This is a genomic window from Streptomyces sp. Inha503 (assembly GCF_047215865.1).
Lineage (GTDB): Bacteria > Actinomycetota > Actinomycetes > Streptomycetales > Streptomycetaceae > Streptomyces > Streptomyces lycopersici.
The window spans coordinates 10,427,702-10,444,023 of sequence record NZ_CP178360.1 but is presented as its reverse complement, the minus strand read 5'-3'; the positions used below and the strand labels follow the sequence as shown (position 1 = coordinate 10,444,023).

The 16,322-nt window shown below is 72.4% G+C and carries 12 protein-coding genes; 2 read left to right on the top strand and 10 right to left on the bottom strand.

Features of this window, described 5'->3' with window-relative positions; translation table 11 throughout:
* Positions 1-63: 63 nt before the first annotated feature.
* From ACJX2R_RS43755 to ACJX2R_RS43730, 6 genes are all read right to left on the bottom strand, one after another.
* Complete coding sequence (locus ACJX2R_RS43755) at positions 64-1,131, bottom strand: phosphatidylinositol-specific phospholipase C domain-containing protein (protein WP_413104606.1); 1,068 nt, start codon at positions 1,129-1,131, stop codon at positions 64-66.
* Between the two features lie 184 nt (positions 1,132-1,315).
* Positions 1,316-2,404, bottom strand: a complete 1,089-nt coding sequence (locus ACJX2R_RS43750) for an NAD-dependent epimerase/dehydratase family protein (protein ID WP_262702412.1) — start codon at positions 2,402-2,404, stop codon at positions 1,316-1,318.
* A gap of 56 nt (positions 2,405-2,460) precedes the next feature.
* The gene (locus ACJX2R_RS43745; protein WP_413104605.1) at positions 2,461-4,296 is read right to left on the bottom strand and encodes a transketolase; all 1,836 of its coding nucleotides are present in this window, start codon (positions 4,294-4,296) and stop codon (positions 2,461-2,463) included.
* A 17-nt stretch (positions 4,297-4,313) separates the two neighbouring features.
* On the bottom strand, positions 4,314-5,639 hold the full coding sequence (locus ACJX2R_RS43740; protein WP_413104604.1) for an NAD(P)/FAD-dependent oxidoreductase: 1,326 nt from the start codon (positions 5,637-5,639) through the stop codon (positions 4,314-4,316).
* 120 nt (positions 5,640-5,759) lie between these two features.
* The gene (locus tag ACJX2R_RS43735; RefSeq protein ID WP_413104603.1) at positions 5,760-6,971 is read right to left on the bottom strand and encodes an FAD-dependent monooxygenase; all 1,212 of its coding nucleotides are present in this window, start codon (positions 6,969-6,971) and stop codon (positions 5,760-5,762) included.
* Positions 6,972-7,172: 201 nt separating this feature from the next.
* Entirely contained in the window at positions 7,173-8,039 is an 867-nt protein-coding gene (locus tag ACJX2R_RS43730) for an Fpg/Nei family DNA glycosylase (RefSeq protein ID WP_413104602.1), read from the bottom strand.
* A gap of 157 nt (positions 8,040-8,196) precedes the next feature.
* Between ACJX2R_RS43730 and ACJX2R_RS43725 the strand changes: the two genes are divergently transcribed.
* Together ACJX2R_RS43725 and ACJX2R_RS43720 are read left to right on the top strand one after the other, a co-directional pair.
* A complete protein-coding gene (locus tag ACJX2R_RS43725; protein WP_413104601.1) occupies positions 8,197-10,203 on the top strand; it encodes a peroxidase family protein in 2,007 nt (668 codons plus the stop codon).
* A gap of 106 nt (positions 10,204-10,309) precedes the next feature.
* Positions 10,310-11,362, top strand: a complete 1,053-nt coding sequence (locus tag ACJX2R_RS43720; RefSeq protein WP_413104600.1) for a LacI family DNA-binding transcriptional regulator — start codon at positions 10,310-10,312, stop codon at positions 11,360-11,362.
* Positions 11,363-11,430: 68 nt separating this feature from the next.
* Here ACJX2R_RS43720 and ccrA read toward each other — a convergent pair whose 3' ends face one another.
* The 4 genes from ccrA to ACJX2R_RS43700 form a co-directional block, all read right to left on the bottom strand.
* Positions 11,431-12,771: a crotonyl-CoA carboxylase/reductase gene (gene ccrA / locus ACJX2R_RS43715; RefSeq protein WP_413104599.1), complete on the bottom strand. Its 1,341-nt coding sequence runs from the start codon at positions 12,769-12,771 to the stop codon at positions 11,431-11,433.
* 112 nt (positions 12,772-12,883) lie between these two features.
* Complete coding sequence (locus ACJX2R_RS43710) at positions 12,884-14,293, bottom strand: NDP-hexose 2,3-dehydratase family protein (RefSeq protein ID WP_413104598.1); 1,410 nt, start codon at positions 14,291-14,293, stop codon at positions 12,884-12,886.
* The gene (locus tag ACJX2R_RS43705; protein ID WP_413104597.1) at positions 14,287-15,273 is read right to left on the bottom strand and encodes an aldo/keto reductase; all 987 of its coding nucleotides are present in this window, start codon (positions 15,271-15,273) and stop codon (positions 14,287-14,289) included. Before ACJX2R_RS43705 ends, ACJX2R_RS43710 begins: the two co-directional genes overlap by 7 nt.
* Positions 15,273-16,238 carry an NAD-dependent epimerase/dehydratase family protein gene (locus ACJX2R_RS43700; RefSeq protein WP_262702422.1) on the bottom strand — a complete coding sequence of 322 codons (966 nt, stop codon included), beginning with the start codon at positions 16,236-16,238 and terminating at the stop codon, positions 15,273-15,275. The genes ACJX2R_RS43705 and ACJX2R_RS43700 overlap by 1 nt, the downstream gene beginning before the upstream one ends.
* Positions 16,239-16,322: the final 84 nt, after the last annotated feature.

Below are 16,322 nucleotides of genomic sequence, written 5' to 3'. Positions count from 1 at the left end.
CCCGCCGAGCAATACCCGCTCTCACAACTCACGGTCCCGGGTGCGGCCCCGGCTGACCCCGGCTCAGCCACGGGGCAGGACGGTGGACAGCACGGACGGCAGCGGATACCAGTCGGCGGTCGCGAAGCTGGCGTGCCGTGCGGCGAGTTCGGACACCCGGTTCCGCGCCTGGGTCTCGGTGGGGTTGGTGCCGTCGATCGGGGGCGCCACGTTGTGCGCGTCCGTCATGATCAGCAGGTAGTGGCGGTCGTCGTACCAGGCGGTGTCGATACCGCTGGTGACATACGTGGACGCGTCACCGTCGAAGAGCACGAACCAGGGCCGGAGGGCGGCGTCGGTGTAGCGGGTGCGCGGGTCGCCCGAGGCGGCGCCGTGGACGGCGGGGAAGGCGGCGGCCTGGCCGAGCTTCCCGGCGGCGGACAGGTCCCGCAGATGGGTGGCGTACTCGCGGTCGGTCCACAGCGTGTCGAGGGGGTTGTTCTCCTCGACCGTGCCCGGTATCAGCTCGACGACGAACTTGCCCGCGAGCGCCGAGCGGGACGGCCAGCCACCCGCCTGAACCGCCTCGTCGAGCGTGGCATGGCCGCCCACCACATCCGCCGGGCGCAGCACCGCGTCGCCCAAGGTGGCGCCGAGGAGGGCGTCGAGGTCGGCCGGGCCGCGGCCCTTCTTGCCGTTGAAGCCGTCCTTCATCTCCACCTTGACGAGGATGGGACGGTGCCCCGGATGGGCCTGGTGCCAGGCCCGCATGTCGGCGAGGCAGCCGGCCAGGCTCTGGTCGCGGGGCTTGGTGCGCAGCTCGTCCGGGCCCGCCGCGTTCTCGCAGTTGTTGTCGTTGCCGAGCGGGTTGGAGTGCGAGACCCGCCAGCCGGCGCCGAAGGCGTTGGTCCACACATCGAGTTCCAGGAGTGAGGCTCCGGAGTCCAGCGCGTCGGCGAAGTAGGGGTACTTGGCCTTCTCGTAGGCGTTGTGCACCCCCACCGAGGTGGTGGCGGAGTAGGACGGATCGTCGGCGGTGGCGGGCCGGGCCTCGGCCGGTGCCGTCAGACACAGTGCGGCGGCCGCCGCGGCGACCGCCACCGTTCCCGTGCGCCGGGCATGACCGCGCGCCGGACTCCCCACCCTGCCCATGTGTCCCCACCCTCGTCGACATCCCGACCAACTGGGCAGCAGCGTACGGGAGTCGGGTCATGCGTTACGAGTGGCCACGGGTCACAGCGGTACGGGCCCGGCGGCGTGCTGCCGCTGAGCCCGTGTCATGTGCCGCGTCTCACACGGCTGGGGGTCCGGGGTCGTTCAGGGGGCCGGGGGCCCGTCAGGGCCGCTCCCCCACGCCGGTCGTCGCGGCCTCCTGCGCCCGTCCGCCGGGGAGCTTGGGGGCCAGCGGCGCGGTCTGGTCCATACCGGTGCCGCGCCGCAGCCCGGTGAGGAACTCGTGGAGTGTTTCGACGGCGGTGTGCCGGGGCCGCCAGCCCAGTTCCTCCTGGGCGCGGGTGGTGTCCATCAGCGGGAGCCGCAGGGCGGCGTCGAACAGCTGGGGCGAGGGCGGCAGCAGATGCAGATGCCAGGCCGTGGCCATGGCCGAGCGGGCGGCGAAGCGCGGGATCCGCATCGTCCGCGCGTCGAGCAGCCCGGCCAGCGTCTCGCCGTCCACCGGCGGTTCGGCCGCGAGGTTGAAGGCGCCGCGCACCTGACGGCCGAGCGCCAGCCGGTACGCCTCGGCGGCGTCGTCGGTGTGCAGCACCTGGAGCCGCAGTCCCGGCAGATCGAAGACGGCGGGCAGGAAGGTGGAGCGGACCAGCCGCCGGGGCAGGAACGGGCCCATGAACAGCCGGCGCTGCTCGGCCGCCGCCTCCTCCTTGAAGAGGAAGCCGGGCCGCATCCGCACCACCCGGACCTGCGGATGCTCCCGTTCGAAGGCGTCCAGCACCCGCTCCACATACGCCTTCTCCCGGCAGTACGCGGCCTCGGGCCAGCCGTCGGTGGGCCAGGACTCGTCCACCGGGCGGCCGTCCTCGGGGCCGGGCGAGTAGGCGCCCACCGAGGAGGCGTACACCAGCACCGGCACCTCGGCCCGTGCCACCGCCTCGAAGACCCGCTTGCTGCCGAGGACATTGGTGGCCCAGGTGACGGCGGGCCGGTGGCTGGGCTGGATCAGCCAGGCGAGGTGGATGACCGCGTCGGCGCCCTCGAAGTGCCGTACGAGGTCGGCCTCCTCACCCGCGTCCCGCCCGATGTCCGCGCGTACCCAGGTGGTCTTCGGCGGCGACCAGCTGGGCACCCTGCGGGCGACGCCCACGATCGACTCGATGTCCGGGGCCTCGCCGAGCGCGCGGACGACGCTCGTACCGGCGTTGCCGGTGGCCCCGACCACCACCACGCGCATTCCGTGCTTGACACCCATGTGTCCGCTCCTTCCGGCCGTTTCGTGCTCTCGGCGATCCCGCCCCTCAGTCGTTCTCAGCCCTTGCCGACCAGTTGCCGCGCGGCCGTGACGATCGCGTCCGCGTCGATTCCCGCGTCGCTCAGCTGCTCCTCCGGGGTCGAGGAGGCCGGCATCATGCGCACCGCGAGCCGGATCATCCGGGGCACCGGACGGCCGTCGCCGAACGCCTCGAGCACCGCGTCGCCCAGTCCGCCCTCGGGGTGGTGGTCCTCCACGGTGACCAGCCGGCCCGTCGCCTCGGCGGCGGCGCGCAGCGTCTCGGCGTCCACCGGCTTGAGCGAGTACAGGTCGATGACGCGGGCCGGGATGCCCTCCTGGGCGAGCCGGTCGGCGGCCTTAATGGCCTCGTGCAGGGTGACCCCGGCGCCGACCAGGGTGACCCGGTCGTCGTCACTGGAGCGCACCACCTTGGAGCCGCCGATGGGGAAGCTCTCGGTGGGCGGGTAGATGACCGGCGTTCCGCTGCGGGTGGTGCGCAGATAGCGGATGCCGGACCGCTCCGCCATGGCCGCGGTCAGCTGGGCGGTCTGGTTGGCGTCGCACGGGTAGAGCACCGTGCTGCCGTGCACCGCCCGCATGGCGGCCAGGTCCTCCAGGCCCATCTGCGAGGGTCCGTCCTCACCGATGGCCACCCCGGCGTGGGAGCCGATGAGGTTGAGGCCGGCGTCGCTGATGGAGGCCATCCGGATGAAGTCGTAGGCCCGGGTGAAGAAGGCCGCGAAGGTGGAGACGTACGGGTTCCAGCCGCGGGTCTGCATGCCGACGGCCGCGGCCACCAGCTGCTGCTCGGCGATGAAGAACTCGAAGTACCGCTCGGGGTGCTCCTTGTGGAAGTACTCCAGCCGGGTGGAGTCGCCCACCTCGCCGTCGAGCGCCACCACATCGCCGCGGGCGGTGCCGACGGCGGCCACCGCCTCGCCGAACGCGTCACGGCTGGGCACCGAGTCGCCGGTGTTGTAGCGCGGCAGCGCCAGCGGGCCCTCGGACGCGGGCCGGGTGGGGGTGACCGAGGGCGGGCCGAGCACCGGTACGGCCATGTTGCGTACGCCGCCGAGCTCGGCGATGGCCTCGTCCGCGTTCTTCAGCGGCTTGCCGTGCATGCCCTCGCGGTTCTCCACCGAGGCCACACCACGGCCCTTCATGGTGCGGGCGATGATGGCGGTGGGGCGGCCGACGGTGGACAGCGCCTCGGCGTAGGCGCGGTCGATGGCCTCGATGTCATGGCCGTCGATCTCGATGGTGTGCCAGTCGAAGGCGCGGATGCGCCGGGCGTAGGCGTCCAGGTCCCATTCGTGGCGGGTGGGCCCTCGCTGGCCGAGCCGGTTCACATCGATGATGGCGGTGAGGTTGTCCAGCCGCTCGTAGCCCGCGTGCTCGAACGCCTCCCACATCGAGCCCTCGGCCATCTCGCTGTCGCCGCACAGCACCCAGACGCGGTAGGGCACATGGTCCAGCCGCTTGCCGCTCATGGCCATGCCCACGCCGTACGGCAGGCCCTGTCCGAGCGATCCGGTGGCCACGTCCACCCACGGCAGCCGGGGCGTGGGGTGGCCCTCCAGCCTGCTGCCGCGCTTGCGGAAGGTGATGAACTCCTCGTCGCGGAGGGCCCCGGCCGCCTTGTACACCGAGTAGAGCAGCGGGGAGGCATGGCCCTTGGAGAAGATCAGGTGGTCATTGCCCGGGTGGTCGGGCTGCTCGAAGTCATAGCGCAGATGGTTTCCCATCAGGACGGCCAGCAGGTCCGCCGCCGACATCGACGACGTGGGATGGCCGGACCCGGCGGTCGCGGCGGCACGCACCGAGTCCACACGGAGCTGCTGCCCGAGCTCGCTGAGCTGTTCGTGTCGCATTGTTCTCCTTCCAGGTTTCACCGGCGGTCGACCGCCGCCCGGGCGGTCTGCGCGACTTCGGGCGACTCGGTGTCCAGCGGCACCGCCCAGGGCGGGACCATCCCGAGCTGTACCCCCTGGCGTGGCAGCACCGCGTCGAGCAGCCAGTCGGCGGCGACCCGGACCCGGTTCCCCGGCATCGCCATCAGGTGGTAGCCGCGGGTGACCGCGTTGGCGATCGGCCCGGACAGCGGGATGTGCATCGGGTCCGCGGCGGCCTGCACCCCGCCGAGGTCGACGGTGAACCCCAGGTCGTGGTGTTTGTACGGCTTGGCGGTGCCGCGCCCGAGGGACGCCAGGACGTTGTGGCCCGCGACCTTCCCCTGCCGCTGGGCGTGCTGCGCGGTCATCGGGGTGAACTGGCCCGGCCGGGTCAGATCGGGCACCGCGGCGGCGTCCCCACAGGCCAGCACGTCGGGATAGCCGGGCACGGCCAGATACTGGTCGACCCTCAGCCGACCGCGTTCGGTCGGCATCCCGAGCTGCTCCACCAGCGGGTCGGGGCGCACCCCGACGCACCAGATCAGCGACCGGGTTTCGATGAACTCGCCGTTGTCCAGCAGTACGCCCTCCGAGGTGGCCTCCTTGACCGTGGTGCCGGTGCGGACCTCGACACCCCGTTTGCGCAGCACCCGGTCGGCCGTGCGGGACAGCTTCTTGTCCAGCTCGGGAAGGACCCGGGGGGCGATGTCGAGCAGCATCCAGCGGGGCCGCGGCGCGTCGCGCAGCGAGGTGTTCTTCCGCGCGAGCGAATCAGTGACGAGCACCCCGTGGGCGGCCACCTCGGTGCCGGTGTAGCCGGCGCCGACCACCACGAAGGTACGGCGGGCCTCCCGCTCCCGGGGGTCGGCGGCGGTGCCGGACATCTCCATCTGCCGGGTGATGTGGTCGCGCAGGTAGAGCGCCTCGGGCATGCCGCGGAAGCCGTGGGCGTGCTCGGCCACACCGGGGATCGGCAGCAGTTTGTTGACGCTGCCCACGGAGAGCACGAGCCGGTCGTAGTCCATCTCGCCGGACCGTCCGTCCGGGTCCCGCCAGGAGATCTTGCGGGCGTCCAGGTCGACGCCGTGGACCTCGCCCAGCACCAGCCGGACGTGCGGCAGGGTGCCGGTGAGGGAGACCGAGACACGCCGGGGTTCCAGGACCCCGGCCGCCACTTCGGGCAGCAGGGGCAGATACAGGAAGTAGTCATTGGGATTGATCAGGACGATGTCCGCCGCGCCGCGCAGGGTGCGGGAGAGCGTACGGGCGGCCTGATAACCGGCGAATCCGGCACCGACGATCACTATGCGTACTGGGCTCACACGAATCTCCCGGGCATACGGGGCCAGGGAGCTCCAAGTGCCCGTGAGAGTCCGGGCCAAACGTGGGGCCCGGTCGGCCCCGCCCCCGGGAAGGGCGGGGCCGGGCGGGGCCGGGGTATGTCAGCGGCGTCGGCGGGCCGTCTGCGCGTCGATCCGCTCGTCCCAGTCGATGCGGTATCCGGTCAGCCAGTCCGAGGCGCCGTTGGACGCCCGGTCCAGCTTGCGCGGCATGGTGACATCGCGCAGGGCGCGTGCCACCGGCCCCGGCGCCGTGCGGCGGGCCATGCCCGCACTGGCCGCGGCGACCTTCTCGACCCGCTCCCGGCGCAGCGCCTCGTACGCGGCGAAGGCCGACTGGGGCGTGCGCAGATCGCGCAGGCATTTGGCGAGTACGACACCGTCCTCGATGGCCATCGAGGCGCCCTGTGCGGCGTTGGGCGCGCAGGCGTGCGCGGCGTCGCCGACGATGACCATGGCCTCCTCGGACCAGGTGGGGGTGGAGACGAGGTCGTAGGCGGCGGTGGCCACGATGGTGTCGCCGGTGGCGCGCACCAGGTCGGCGGCGGGCGTGTTGTCCTCGGCGAAGAGCGTCAGCAGCCGCTCCCGCCACTGCTCGGAGGTGACGGCGGCGAGCTCGGCCTTGGACATCTCCTCGGCCGGGGCGTTGCAGAACCACCAGACCTCGCCGTCCGGGGCGGTGGTGCAGCCGAAGAACGCCTGCTTGCCGAAGATCATCGTGTAGGCGTCGGGGTCCGGCGGCGGGTCGGCGTCGCGGGTGTAGCCGCAGACGGTGTGCTGTCCGGTGTAGCGGGGCCGGGGCGCGGCCGCGTCGATGAGCCTGCGGACGAGCGAGTGGATGCCGTCGGCGCCGATCAGCATGTCGCCCACGGCGCGGCCGCCGTCGGCGAAGGAGCCGACGATCCGGCCGTCGGGGCTGGTGTGGGCGGCGAGCAGCCGCTTGCCGCCCTCGACGCGCACTCCGCGGCGCACCGCCTCCTCGCGCAGCACCCGGGCGAGGGTGGCGCGTTTGAGTGTCACGGAGCCGAGGCCACCGTCCTGCGATCCGGACATGGGGCGGTTGCCGAGCCGCTTGCCGGTGTTGCTGATGAAGTCGACGCGGCCGGCCGGGAAGGAGTTCTTCAGCACCGGTTCATGGGCGTCGATGGTGCGCAGTGCCTCCAGGCCGTTGGCGGCGACGACGAGGAACGCACCGGCGTCGACGGCGTCCGTGGGGTACGTCTCGTAGACGACCGCGTCGATCCCGGCTTTCCGCAGGGCCATCGCGGTCACCGTGCCGGCGATGCCGCCACCGATGATCAGGGCTGTGGTCATGGTGCTCCGTGACGTGGCGTGGGGTGTCATGTCGTGGGTTCGCGACAGCACCATATGGCGGCCCGGAGCTCCCCGGGTCAAGAGCGGCGGTTCAACTAACGGGCGCCGGGCGGCATTTGGGGCGGAACCCGGCAGGTACGCCACTTGAGCCAGCCACTTGAGCAACCGCTTGAGCTGCCGCTTGAGCAGCTATTTGAGCTGTCACTTGAGCAACCGGGACAGCCGCCGGTCGGCGAGCGGCTTGCCGCCGGTCTGGCAGGTGGGGCAGTACTGGAGCGAGGAGTCGCGGAAGGACACCTCGCGGACGGTGTCCCCGCACACCGGACACGGCTGCCCGGCGCGGCCGTGCACCCGCATACCGCCGCGCTTCTCCCCCTTGAGGTCGGTGGCGGCCAGGCCGCGGGAGCGCTCGACGGCGGAGCGCAGCGTGGCGCCCATCGCCTCGTACACCCCGGCGATCTCCGCTTCGGTGAGGTCCGAGGCGAGCCGGTAGGGCGACATCCTGGCGGCGTGCAGGATCTCGTCGGAGTAGGCGTTGCCGATCCCGGCGATGACGCTCTGGTCGCGCAGCACCCCCTTGATCCGGTGGCGTACGCCGCGCAGCAGCCCGGCGAACGCCTCAAGGGTGAAGGAGTCGTCCAGCGGGTCCGGGCCCAGCCGGGCGATTCCGGGGACCTCCCGCGGGTCGCGGACCACGTACACCGCGAGCCCCTTGCGCGTCCCGGCCTCGGTGAGGTCGAAGCCGGAGCGCTCAGGACCGGCCAGGAGCAGCCGCAGCGCGAGCGGGCCCTTGCCGGGCCGGGGCGGGGCCTCGGGGAGTCCGTCCCGCCAGCGCAGCCAGCCCGCCTTGGCGAGGTGGACCACCAGATGGGGACCGTCGGTGGCCAGGTCGAGGAACTTGCCGTGGCGGGACGCGGCCGCGACGGTGCGGCCCTCGAGCGCGCTCAGCGGCGGGTCGTAGGTCTTCAGGACGCTCACCGCGACGGGGAGGACGCGGGCGATCTCCCGGCCGGCGGCGCGCTCGGCCAGGATCGCGCTGAGGGCCTCCACCTCGGGCAGCTCCGGCATGCCACCAGTGTGCCGCAGGCCGGAGCGGAACCACCCGGGGCGCCCCGGGCGACCGGTTCCCCCCGGCGCACCGCTCCGGGCTGCGGCCCCGCACGCCCTCCCTTAGCGTCTCATTTGTTCCCCATCGTCCCTGCCTGCCTCGTACGGAGCGTTCCCCATGGTCAACACCGGACAGCAGTCCGTACGCGGCGAGGCGGCACGGCTCGGGGTGGCGGGCGGGACGGGATGCGCGGCGTACGAGGGCCATGAGGCGTACGAGGGCGGCAGCCCCGAGGCCGAGTGGCTGCGCTTCCAGAAGCTGGCACACGAGCTGATGCGGATGCGGCGGTACTCCGGCGACACCGGCGGCACCGACGGCTCGGGCGCCCCGCGGCCGCCGCTCGCCTTCCACGGTGAGGCGGCGCTGGGCGTGGAGAACGCCCGGCTTCGGTTCCGTGACGACCTTCCGCCGGAGCTGTGCGTGGGATACGCCCGGCCGGGCGCCGAGTACCCGGCCGTGGTGCGGCTGTCCAGCGCGAGCGGCTCCGAGGGGTACGGCGCCACGCCCGATCTGCGCCGGCTGGCGGTACGGGTCCAGGCCGGTCCGGAGGAGACCCACGATCTGCTGGCCACCAGCTTCCCGGTGTCCCACGCCGCCGACGCGCATGAGTTCGTCGCCTTCGCCAAGGCCACGGCGCGCGCGGGGAGCACCGTGGAGAAGGCGTTCGGGCTCTTCGTCCGGCTGCCGCTGGCAGTCGGCTGGGCCACCGCCGACCGGATGCGCCGCAACATGCGGATCGCCACCCGCCACACGGTGGGCTCGCTGGCCCGCGAGACCTTCTGGAGCCGGGGCGCGATCCTGTGGGGCCCGGCCGGTCCGGTGCGCTACCAGCTGCGTCCGGCTCCCGGCGGCACCCCCGCTCCGCCGCCCGACGGCGGCGACCCCGACTATCTCCACCGTGAGCTGGCGATGCGGCTGGCCACCGGCGACATCGCCTTCGAGCTGTGCGTACAGCGCTATCTGGACGACCGCCGCACCCCCGTCGAGGACGGTTCGGTGGAGTGGCGGGAGAGCGACGCGCCGGTCGTCCCGGTCGCGGTGCTCACCGTGCCGCGCCAGGACCTGGACGGCGCCCGGGCCCGCTCGACGGCCCGCCGGGTGGAACAGCTGACGTTCAACCCCTGGCACACCACCGAGGAGTTCCGTCCGCTCGGCAACCTCAACCGGGCCCGCAAGGCCGCGTACGAGGCCGCCGCGGCGCACCGGCTCGGCCCGCGCTTCCCCGCCGCCGAGCAGCGGCCCACCGCGCTGCTGCCCGTCCCGGTGCGCGCCGCCTTCGACCTGCCGGTGCGGGCGGCCTTCGGCCTGGTGGACCGCTGGGTGCCCTGGCATCGGCTGCCGGCGCCGCTGGGGCTGCTCAACCCGGCGGCGGCGCTGGGCCGGTCGCTGCGCCGGTTCGGCCTCGTCGAGGGGGACGACGCACCCGAGGCGCCGCGGCGCCCGGCACCGGCCGGGGAGAGACCGCGGGTGGCGCGCTCGTATCCCGCCGTGGCGCGGAGGGACGTGGCCGGGGCCGCCTCCGGCGGCGGGCTGCGCCTGAAGGACGGCCATCTGCCGCCGGGCAGGGGCGGGGCGCCGCCGATCGGCCCGGCCAACACCTGGTGGCTGGGGCTCGGCGCCATGCACACGCTCTTCGCCCGTGAGCACGACGCGGTCCGCGAGGCGCTGTGCCGCACCCATCCGACGATGAGCGAGGAGTCGGCGCACCATGCGGCCCGGCTGGTGGTCTCCGCGCTCATCGCCAAGATCCATACGGTGGAGCGGATCACGGAGATCCTCGCCACCGGGATGAGCCCCGAGATGCCGTTCGCGCTCGCCGAGGAGTTCATGGCGGTCTACCGGACGCATCCGCTGCTCCCGGACGGCGTCGAGCTGTGCGACCACGTGGTGGATCTGGCGCGGGCCCGGCGGCGGGGCGTGCCCCGGTATGACGACTTCCGGGCCCGGCTGGGCACCTCCCCGCTCCGCTCCTTCGAGGGGCTGGCCCCCGGCCCGGACGCGGTCGCGCGGCTGGAATCGGTGCGGCTGGAAGCGGTCTGGCACTGCCCGCAGCTGGCCGGGGTGTTGCCGCGCGGGGCGGGTCCGTTCGCGCCCTGGCGGCCGGTGGTGCCGTCCCGGTCCTGACCGCCGCACCCGAGCTCTTCGAGCCGACCGCACCCGACTGGACCGGTTTACCGACGCGCTATCGTGTGGCGGTCCACAGGGGACGGACACGGCGGGGAGCGGTGGCATGGACAGCGAGGCCGGGACGGAGCCGCCGCGGCGCGTCACCATCCGGGATGTGGCGGCGCGGGCCGGGGTGTCCAAGGGCGCGGTCTCGCTGACCTTCAACGACCGGCCCGGGGTCTCCCGGGCCACCCGGGACCGCATCTTCGCCGCCGCCCGGGAACTCGGTTGGTCACCCCATCTCTCCGCCCGGTCGCTGTCCAACTCCCGCGTGGACACGGTCGGTCTGGCCATCGCCCGTCCGGCCCGGACGCTGGGCCTCGAACCGTGGTCCATGGAGTTCGTCTCGGGCATCGAGAGCGTGCTGGTCGAGCGGTCCTGCTCGCTGCTGCTGCGGCTGGTCCGGGATGTGCGCGAGGAGATCGCGGTCCAGGAGGCGTGGTGGCGGGGGCGGCAGGTCGGTGGGTCCATCCTGGTCGATCTGCGGGACGGCGACCCCCGCGTCCCCGCGCTGCGGCGGCTCGGCCTGCCCGCCGTGGTGGCCGGGCACCCCTCGCTCGCGGACGGGTTCACCTCGGTGTGGACGGACGACGCCACGGCGGTCACCGAGGCGGTGCGCTATCTGGTGGCGCTGGGCCACCGCCGGATCGCGCGGGTGGGCGGGGCCCCCGGGCTGGGGCACACCACGATCCGTAAGGCCGCCTTCGAGGCCGCCGTACGGGAGGCCGGGCTGGGCGAGGGGCGCACGCTGGCCACGGACTTCTCGGGCGAGGAGGGGGCACGGGCCACGCGTGCCCTGCTGGCCTCGGCGGACCGGCCCACGGCGATCCTGTACGACAACGACATCATGGCGGTGGCGGGGCTTTCGGTCGCCGCCGAGATGGGGCTTTCGGTGCCGGCCGATGTCTCGCTGCTGGCCTGGGACGACTCACAGCTGTGCCAGCTGACGCACCCCACGCTGTCGGCGATGAGCCACGATGTCTTCGGCTACGGGGCGCAGGTGGCGCACCGCCTGTTCGAAGTCCTGGACCAGGCGGCCCCCCGCGCCCATCAGGCCCCCACCCCGGCGCTCACTCCGCGGGGCAGCACGGCCCCGCCGCGCCGGGGCGAGCCGTGACGCCCATTGGCCGCGGCCTTGAACCTGGCCCTGCCAACCACCGCCCGGTTACCGCCCGTTGAACCGGTTCAGTTCCGCCGGAAGCGGTTGATGGCCGGGAGATGGCGCTCGCGCAGCTCCGGGTCGCGTACCCCCAGCCCCGCCTCCGGGGCCAGGCACAGCACGCCGACCTTCCCTGAGTGGCGGTTGCGGTGGACGTCCTGGGTGGCCGTACCGACCGCGTCGAGCGGATAGACCTTGGAGAGCGTGGGGTGCACCATCCCCTTCTCGATCAGCCGGTTGGCGGCCCACGCCTCCCGGTAGTTGGCGAAGTGGGTGCCGATGATGCGCTTGAGCGCCATCCACAGATAGCGGTTGTCGTACTCGTGGCGGTAGCCGGACGTCGAGGCACAGGTGACGATCGTTCCGCCGCGCCGCGCCACATACACACTGGCGCCGAAGGTCTCCCGGCCGGGGTGCTCCACGACGATGTCCGGGTCCTCGCCGCCGGTCAGTTCGCGGATCCGGGACCCGAAGCGCTTCCACTCCTTGGGGTCGGGCGTGGTCGGGTCCTTCCAGAAGCGATAGCCCTCCTCGGCCCGGTCGATGACCAGCTCGGCCCCCATGGAGCGGACCAGTTCGGCCTTGCGCCGCCCGGAGACCACGCACACCGGGATCGCCCCGCCGTTGACGGCCAGCTGGGTCGCGTACGAGCCGAGGCCACCGGCCGCGCCCCAGATGAGGGTCACATCGCCCTGTTTCATCTGGGCGCCGTTGCGCGAGACGAGCTGCCGGTACGCGGTGGAGTTGACCAGTCCGGAGGACGCGGCCTCCTCCCAGGTGAGGTGGGCGGGCATCGGCATCAGCTGGTTGGCCTTGACCAGCGAGAGCTCGGCGAGCCCGCCGTAGTTGGTCTCGAAGCCCCAGATGCGCTGCTCGGGGTCGAGCATGGAGTCGTCATGGCCGTCCGGTGAGCGCAGTTCGATGGACAGGCAGTGGGCCACCACCCGGTCGCCCGGCTTCCAGTGGCGCACCCCGGGCCCGGTGCGCAGCACCACACCGGCCAGGTCGGAGCCGAGCACATGGTAGGGCTGGTCGTGGCGGGCCGCTCCGGGGTCGTCGGTGCGTGCGTAGCGCTCCAGGAAGCCGAAGGTCGGCAGCGGCTCGAAGATGGCGCTCCACACGGTGTTGTAGTTGATCGCGCTGGCCATGACCGCGATGACCGCCTCGCCCGGCCCCGGTTCGGGCGTGGGCACCTCGCGGATGTGGAGGGACTTCTGGGGGTCCTTGTCCTTGGTGGCCATGCCCTCGAACATCTCGGATTCCTCTTTGAGGATCACCGCGCCCCGGTAGGACTCGGGAAGGTCCAAGGCGGCGAAGTCCGCGGCCACCGCGTTTTCTGCCAGCACGGCGCTGATGATGTCCTGCATGACATGTCCTCCGATGTACCGCTCCGGGCACTCTGTGTCCCGGAGGCTATGGCAGCGGCCACGATCCGAATAACCCCTAGCTCCGCCCGGGTCGCGCCCCCTAGGCGCCCCCCTATACGGCCAGGGAGTGCAGACAGGCGATGAGCGTGCGGGCCTCGACGTTGACGTAATGGCTGTGGCGGATCAGGTCGAGCAGCTGACGCACCGCCATCCAACGGTAGTGCGGCGGCTCCTCGGGGACGGCGGTCATCTCCGTCTCCACGACCAGATAGCGGTTGAAGGCGTGGAAGAAGCGGCCGCCCTCCTCGGAGAGCACGGTGTCGAACCGCACCCGCTCGGCCGGTGCCTCCACCACCTCCTTGAGGAACGGCGGGGTGGCCCCCTCGGGCAGATGGGTGTAGTTGCGCGGGGTGCACTGCACGGTGGGGGCCAGCTCCACCACGTCCGTATAGCCGGGTTCGGCGCGGGCCTGCACCAGCACATGCGGCACCTTGTCGGCGTGGGCCAGCAGAAAGGCCGCCACGCCCGGTCCATGGGGCTCGATCATGGGCTGGGTCCAGCCGCCGACCTCGCGGCCGCCCGCCGTCACGTCCACGGCCATCACGCTGAAGAAGCGCCCGCTCTCATGGGAGATCCGGTGGGCGCCGCGGTGCCAGCCGGTGGTCTCCCGCAGCGGTATCCGCTCGGTGAACACCTCGCGCTCGGTGCGCAGTCCGGTGATCCAGCTGAGGATGTCGGCGTCGCGGTGGAGCGTGTGCCGCCCCTGCCGCTCCGGCTCGGCGGTCCCGTGTGATCCGGCGGCCGGGAAGGTCTCCCCGGGGTCCAGCGGGGAGTGCGGCAGACAGGCCAGGACGCTGCGCGCGTCCATGTTCACCAGGTCCTCCACGGCCAGCAGATGGTGCAGCTGGCCCAGCGTCAGCCAGCGGAAGCCGTCGCGCACCTCGACGTCCGTCTCCGGCGCCACCTCGACCAGCATGTTGCGGTTGCGCTTGCGGAAGAACCAGCTGCCCTGCTCCGACTGGCGGACGTCGGCGAGCACCCGGTGCCGTTCGGTCCGCTGGAAGTACTCCAGATACGGCACCGCCCGGCCCTTGTGCACCCGGGTGTAGTTGCTGCGGGTGGCCTGGACGGTGGGCGACAGCTGGAGCCCGCCGTGGTTGCCGGGCTCCATCTTGGCCTGCATCAGGAAGTGCGGTACGCCGTCGAAGTCCTTGACCAGGATGCCCAGGATGCCGATCTCCGGCTGGTGGAGGATCGGCTGGCGCCACTCCTCCACGGGCGCCCCGGGCATCCGCACCCGGATGCCCTCGACGGTGAAGAACCGGCCGGTCTCATGGACGAGGTTGTGGCTGTCCGGTGCGAAGTCCCAGCCGCGCATCGCCTCGAAGGGGATGATCTCGATCCGGGACTCGTCGGCGTCGACGCGCTCGCGGAACCAGCGCTGGAAGTCGGCGAGCAGGGTCACCGAGCTGTCGACGGTGGCGGCGGAGCGGATCAGCCGCTCCTGGAGCGTGCTCACCACGCCCACGCCTCCGGTCCGGGGCCGCCGTTGCCGATCGGCGGGAAGAGCACGTCCAGTTCGGCCAGCACCTCGTCGGACAGCGTCAGCTCCATGGCCCTGAAGGCCCCGGTCAGCTGGTCCAGGCTGCGCGGCCCGATGACCGGCGCGGTGATGCCGGGGCGTCCCATCACCCAGGCAAGACCCACCTCGGCCGGGTCGGCGCCGAGCCCTTCGCACAGCTTCTCGTACGCGGCGACGGCGTCCCGGTGGACCTCCAGCGCCTGGGCGGCCCGGCCCTGCGCGGTCTTCATCGCGGTGCCCTCGGCGAGCTTGCGCAGCGCCCCGCTGAGCAGCCCGCCGTGCAGCGGTGACCAGGCGAGCACCCCGACCCCGTACCGCTGGGCGGCGGGGATCAGCTCCAGTTCGATATGGCGGGTGACGAGGTTGTAGACGCTCTGCTCGGAGACGATGCCGAGGAAGTGGCGGCGGGCCGCGGCCTCCTGGGCCTCGGCGATGTGCCAGCCGGCGAAGTTGGACGAGCCGACGTAGCGCACCTTGCCCTGCCGGGTCAGCGTCTCCATCGCCTGCCACACCTCCTCCCACGGGGCGTGGCGGTCGATGTGGTGCATCTGGAACAGGTCGATCCAGTCGGTGCCCATCCGGCGCAGCGAGTCCTCGCAGGAGGCGATGATGTGCCGGGCGGACAGCCCCGAGTCATTGGGCCAGTCGGTCATCGGGTTGAAGACCTTGGTGCCCAGTACGACCTTCTCGCGCCGGCCGCCGCCTTGGGCGAACCAGCCGCCGAGGAACTCCTCGGTGTAACCCTTGTGCTTCTGCCAGCCGTACTGGTTGGCGGTGTCGATGAAGTTGACCCCGCGGTCCAGGGCGGTGTCCAGGATCGCGTGGCTCTCCTCGTCGCTCGCCCTGACCCCGAGGTTCAGGGTGCCCAGGCACAGTCGGCTCACCTTGAGGGCGGTGCGGCCGAGATAGCTGTACTGCATCAGTGTCCTTCGGTACGGGCCGCCGCGGCAGCCGGTCGGCTCGAGGTGGCGGAGGCGGCCCACAGGTCGTGGAGGGATTCCTTGAGGGCCACCTTCGGCGACCAGCCCATGAGCCGCCGGGCGAGGCGGATGTCGGCCTGGGTCCAGCTGCCGCCCTTGCTGTGCACGGCGCCGCTCTCCTCGCGCACCAGACGGCCGGGGACCTGGGAGGCGGCGATCAGCAGCCAGGCCAGTTCGCGCATGCTGAAGGCGTCGCCCTGCCCGATGTTGAGCACCCGGCCGGTCACCGGGCTGCTCGCGGCCAGCACCACGGCCTCGGCGACATCCCGGACGTCGATGAAGTCGCGCCGGTCGTCGACGAGGGTGACGGCGAGCGGGGCGTCCTCGGTGGTGTGGCGCAGCCGGTGGGCGAGCCCGCCGAGGAAGCTGCCCCGGGGGGTGCCGGGTCCGCAGACGTTGGTGACGCGCAGCACGCAGCCGTCGATACGGCCCGCGTCGGCGGCGCCGAGGACGATCCGGCTGCCGACGAGCTTGGTGCGGGCGTAGGGGGTGCGGGGGGCGGTGGGGTGGTCCTCGGCGATGGCCGTGCCGTCGGGGACGGGGCCGTACTCGTGCACCGAGCCCAGATGGACCAGCCGCGGCCGTCTGGGGAGGGTGGCCACGGCGTCCACCAGCCGGTCCACGAGCGGGATGTGCGAGGCCGTCATGCTCGCCTCGTCGCCCTCCCAGCTGTCGCCCGCGGCGTTGACGACGAGATCGGCGGACCGTGCCGCCCGGGCGATGTCCTCGCTCGGCGCGGATACCGCGTCAAGTGCCGAAAAACCGACTCCGGGAATGGGTTCGGCGGGTTTTCTCGCGATTGCCAGGACTTCATATCCGCGCTTGGCGAGAGCTCTACAGATATGTCGCCCGATGAATCCGGTGCCGCCGATGACAACGGCCTGCCGATCTCGGATGTGGCCCATATCGCCACCGTATTGGCGCCGCTTCGAGCGGAACAACCCCTACCCTCGTCCACCCCTATCGGGCACCCCTATAACGGCCCCGAC

Excerpts from the sequence above, each read along its gene's own strand:
- ACJX2R_RS43730 (WP_413104602.1), bottom strand. The coding sequence starts at position 8,039 with ATGCCGGAGCTGCCCGAGGTGGAGGCCCTCAGCGCGATCCTGGCCGAG.
- ACJX2R_RS43755 (WP_413104606.1), bottom strand. The coding sequence starts at position 1,131 with ATGGGCAGGGTGGGGAGTCCGGCGCGCGGTCATGCCCGGCGCACGGGA.
- ACJX2R_RS43745 (WP_413104605.1), bottom strand. The coding sequence starts at position 4,296 with ATGCGACACGAACAGCTCAGCGAGCTCGGGCAGCAGCTCCGTGTGGAC.
- ACJX2R_RS43720 (WP_413104600.1), top strand. The coding sequence starts at position 10,310 with ATGGACAGCGAGGCCGGGACGGAGCCGCCGCGGCGCGTCACCATCCGG.
- ACJX2R_RS43705 (WP_413104597.1), bottom strand. The coding sequence starts at position 15,273 with ATGCAGTACAGCTATCTCGGCCGCACCGCCCTCAAGGTGAGCCGACTG.
- ACJX2R_RS43735 (WP_413104603.1), bottom strand. The coding sequence starts at position 6,971 with ATGACCACAGCCCTGATCATCGGTGGCGGCATCGCCGGCACGGTGACC.
- ACJX2R_RS43700 (WP_262702422.1), bottom strand. The coding sequence starts at position 16,238 with ATGGGCCACATCCGAGATCGGCAGGCCGTTGTCATCGGCGGCACCGGA.
- ACJX2R_RS43725 (WP_413104601.1), top strand. The coding sequence starts at position 8,197 with ATGGTCAACACCGGACAGCAGTCCGTACGCGGCGAGGCGGCACGGCTC.
- ACJX2R_RS43750 (WP_262702412.1), bottom strand. The coding sequence starts at position 2,404 with ATGGGTGTCAAGCACGGAATGCGCGTGGTGGTGGTCGGGGCCACCGGC.
- ccrA (WP_413104599.1), bottom strand. The coding sequence starts at position 12,771 with ATGCAGGACATCATCAGCGCCGTGCTGGCAGAAAACGCGGTGGCCGCG.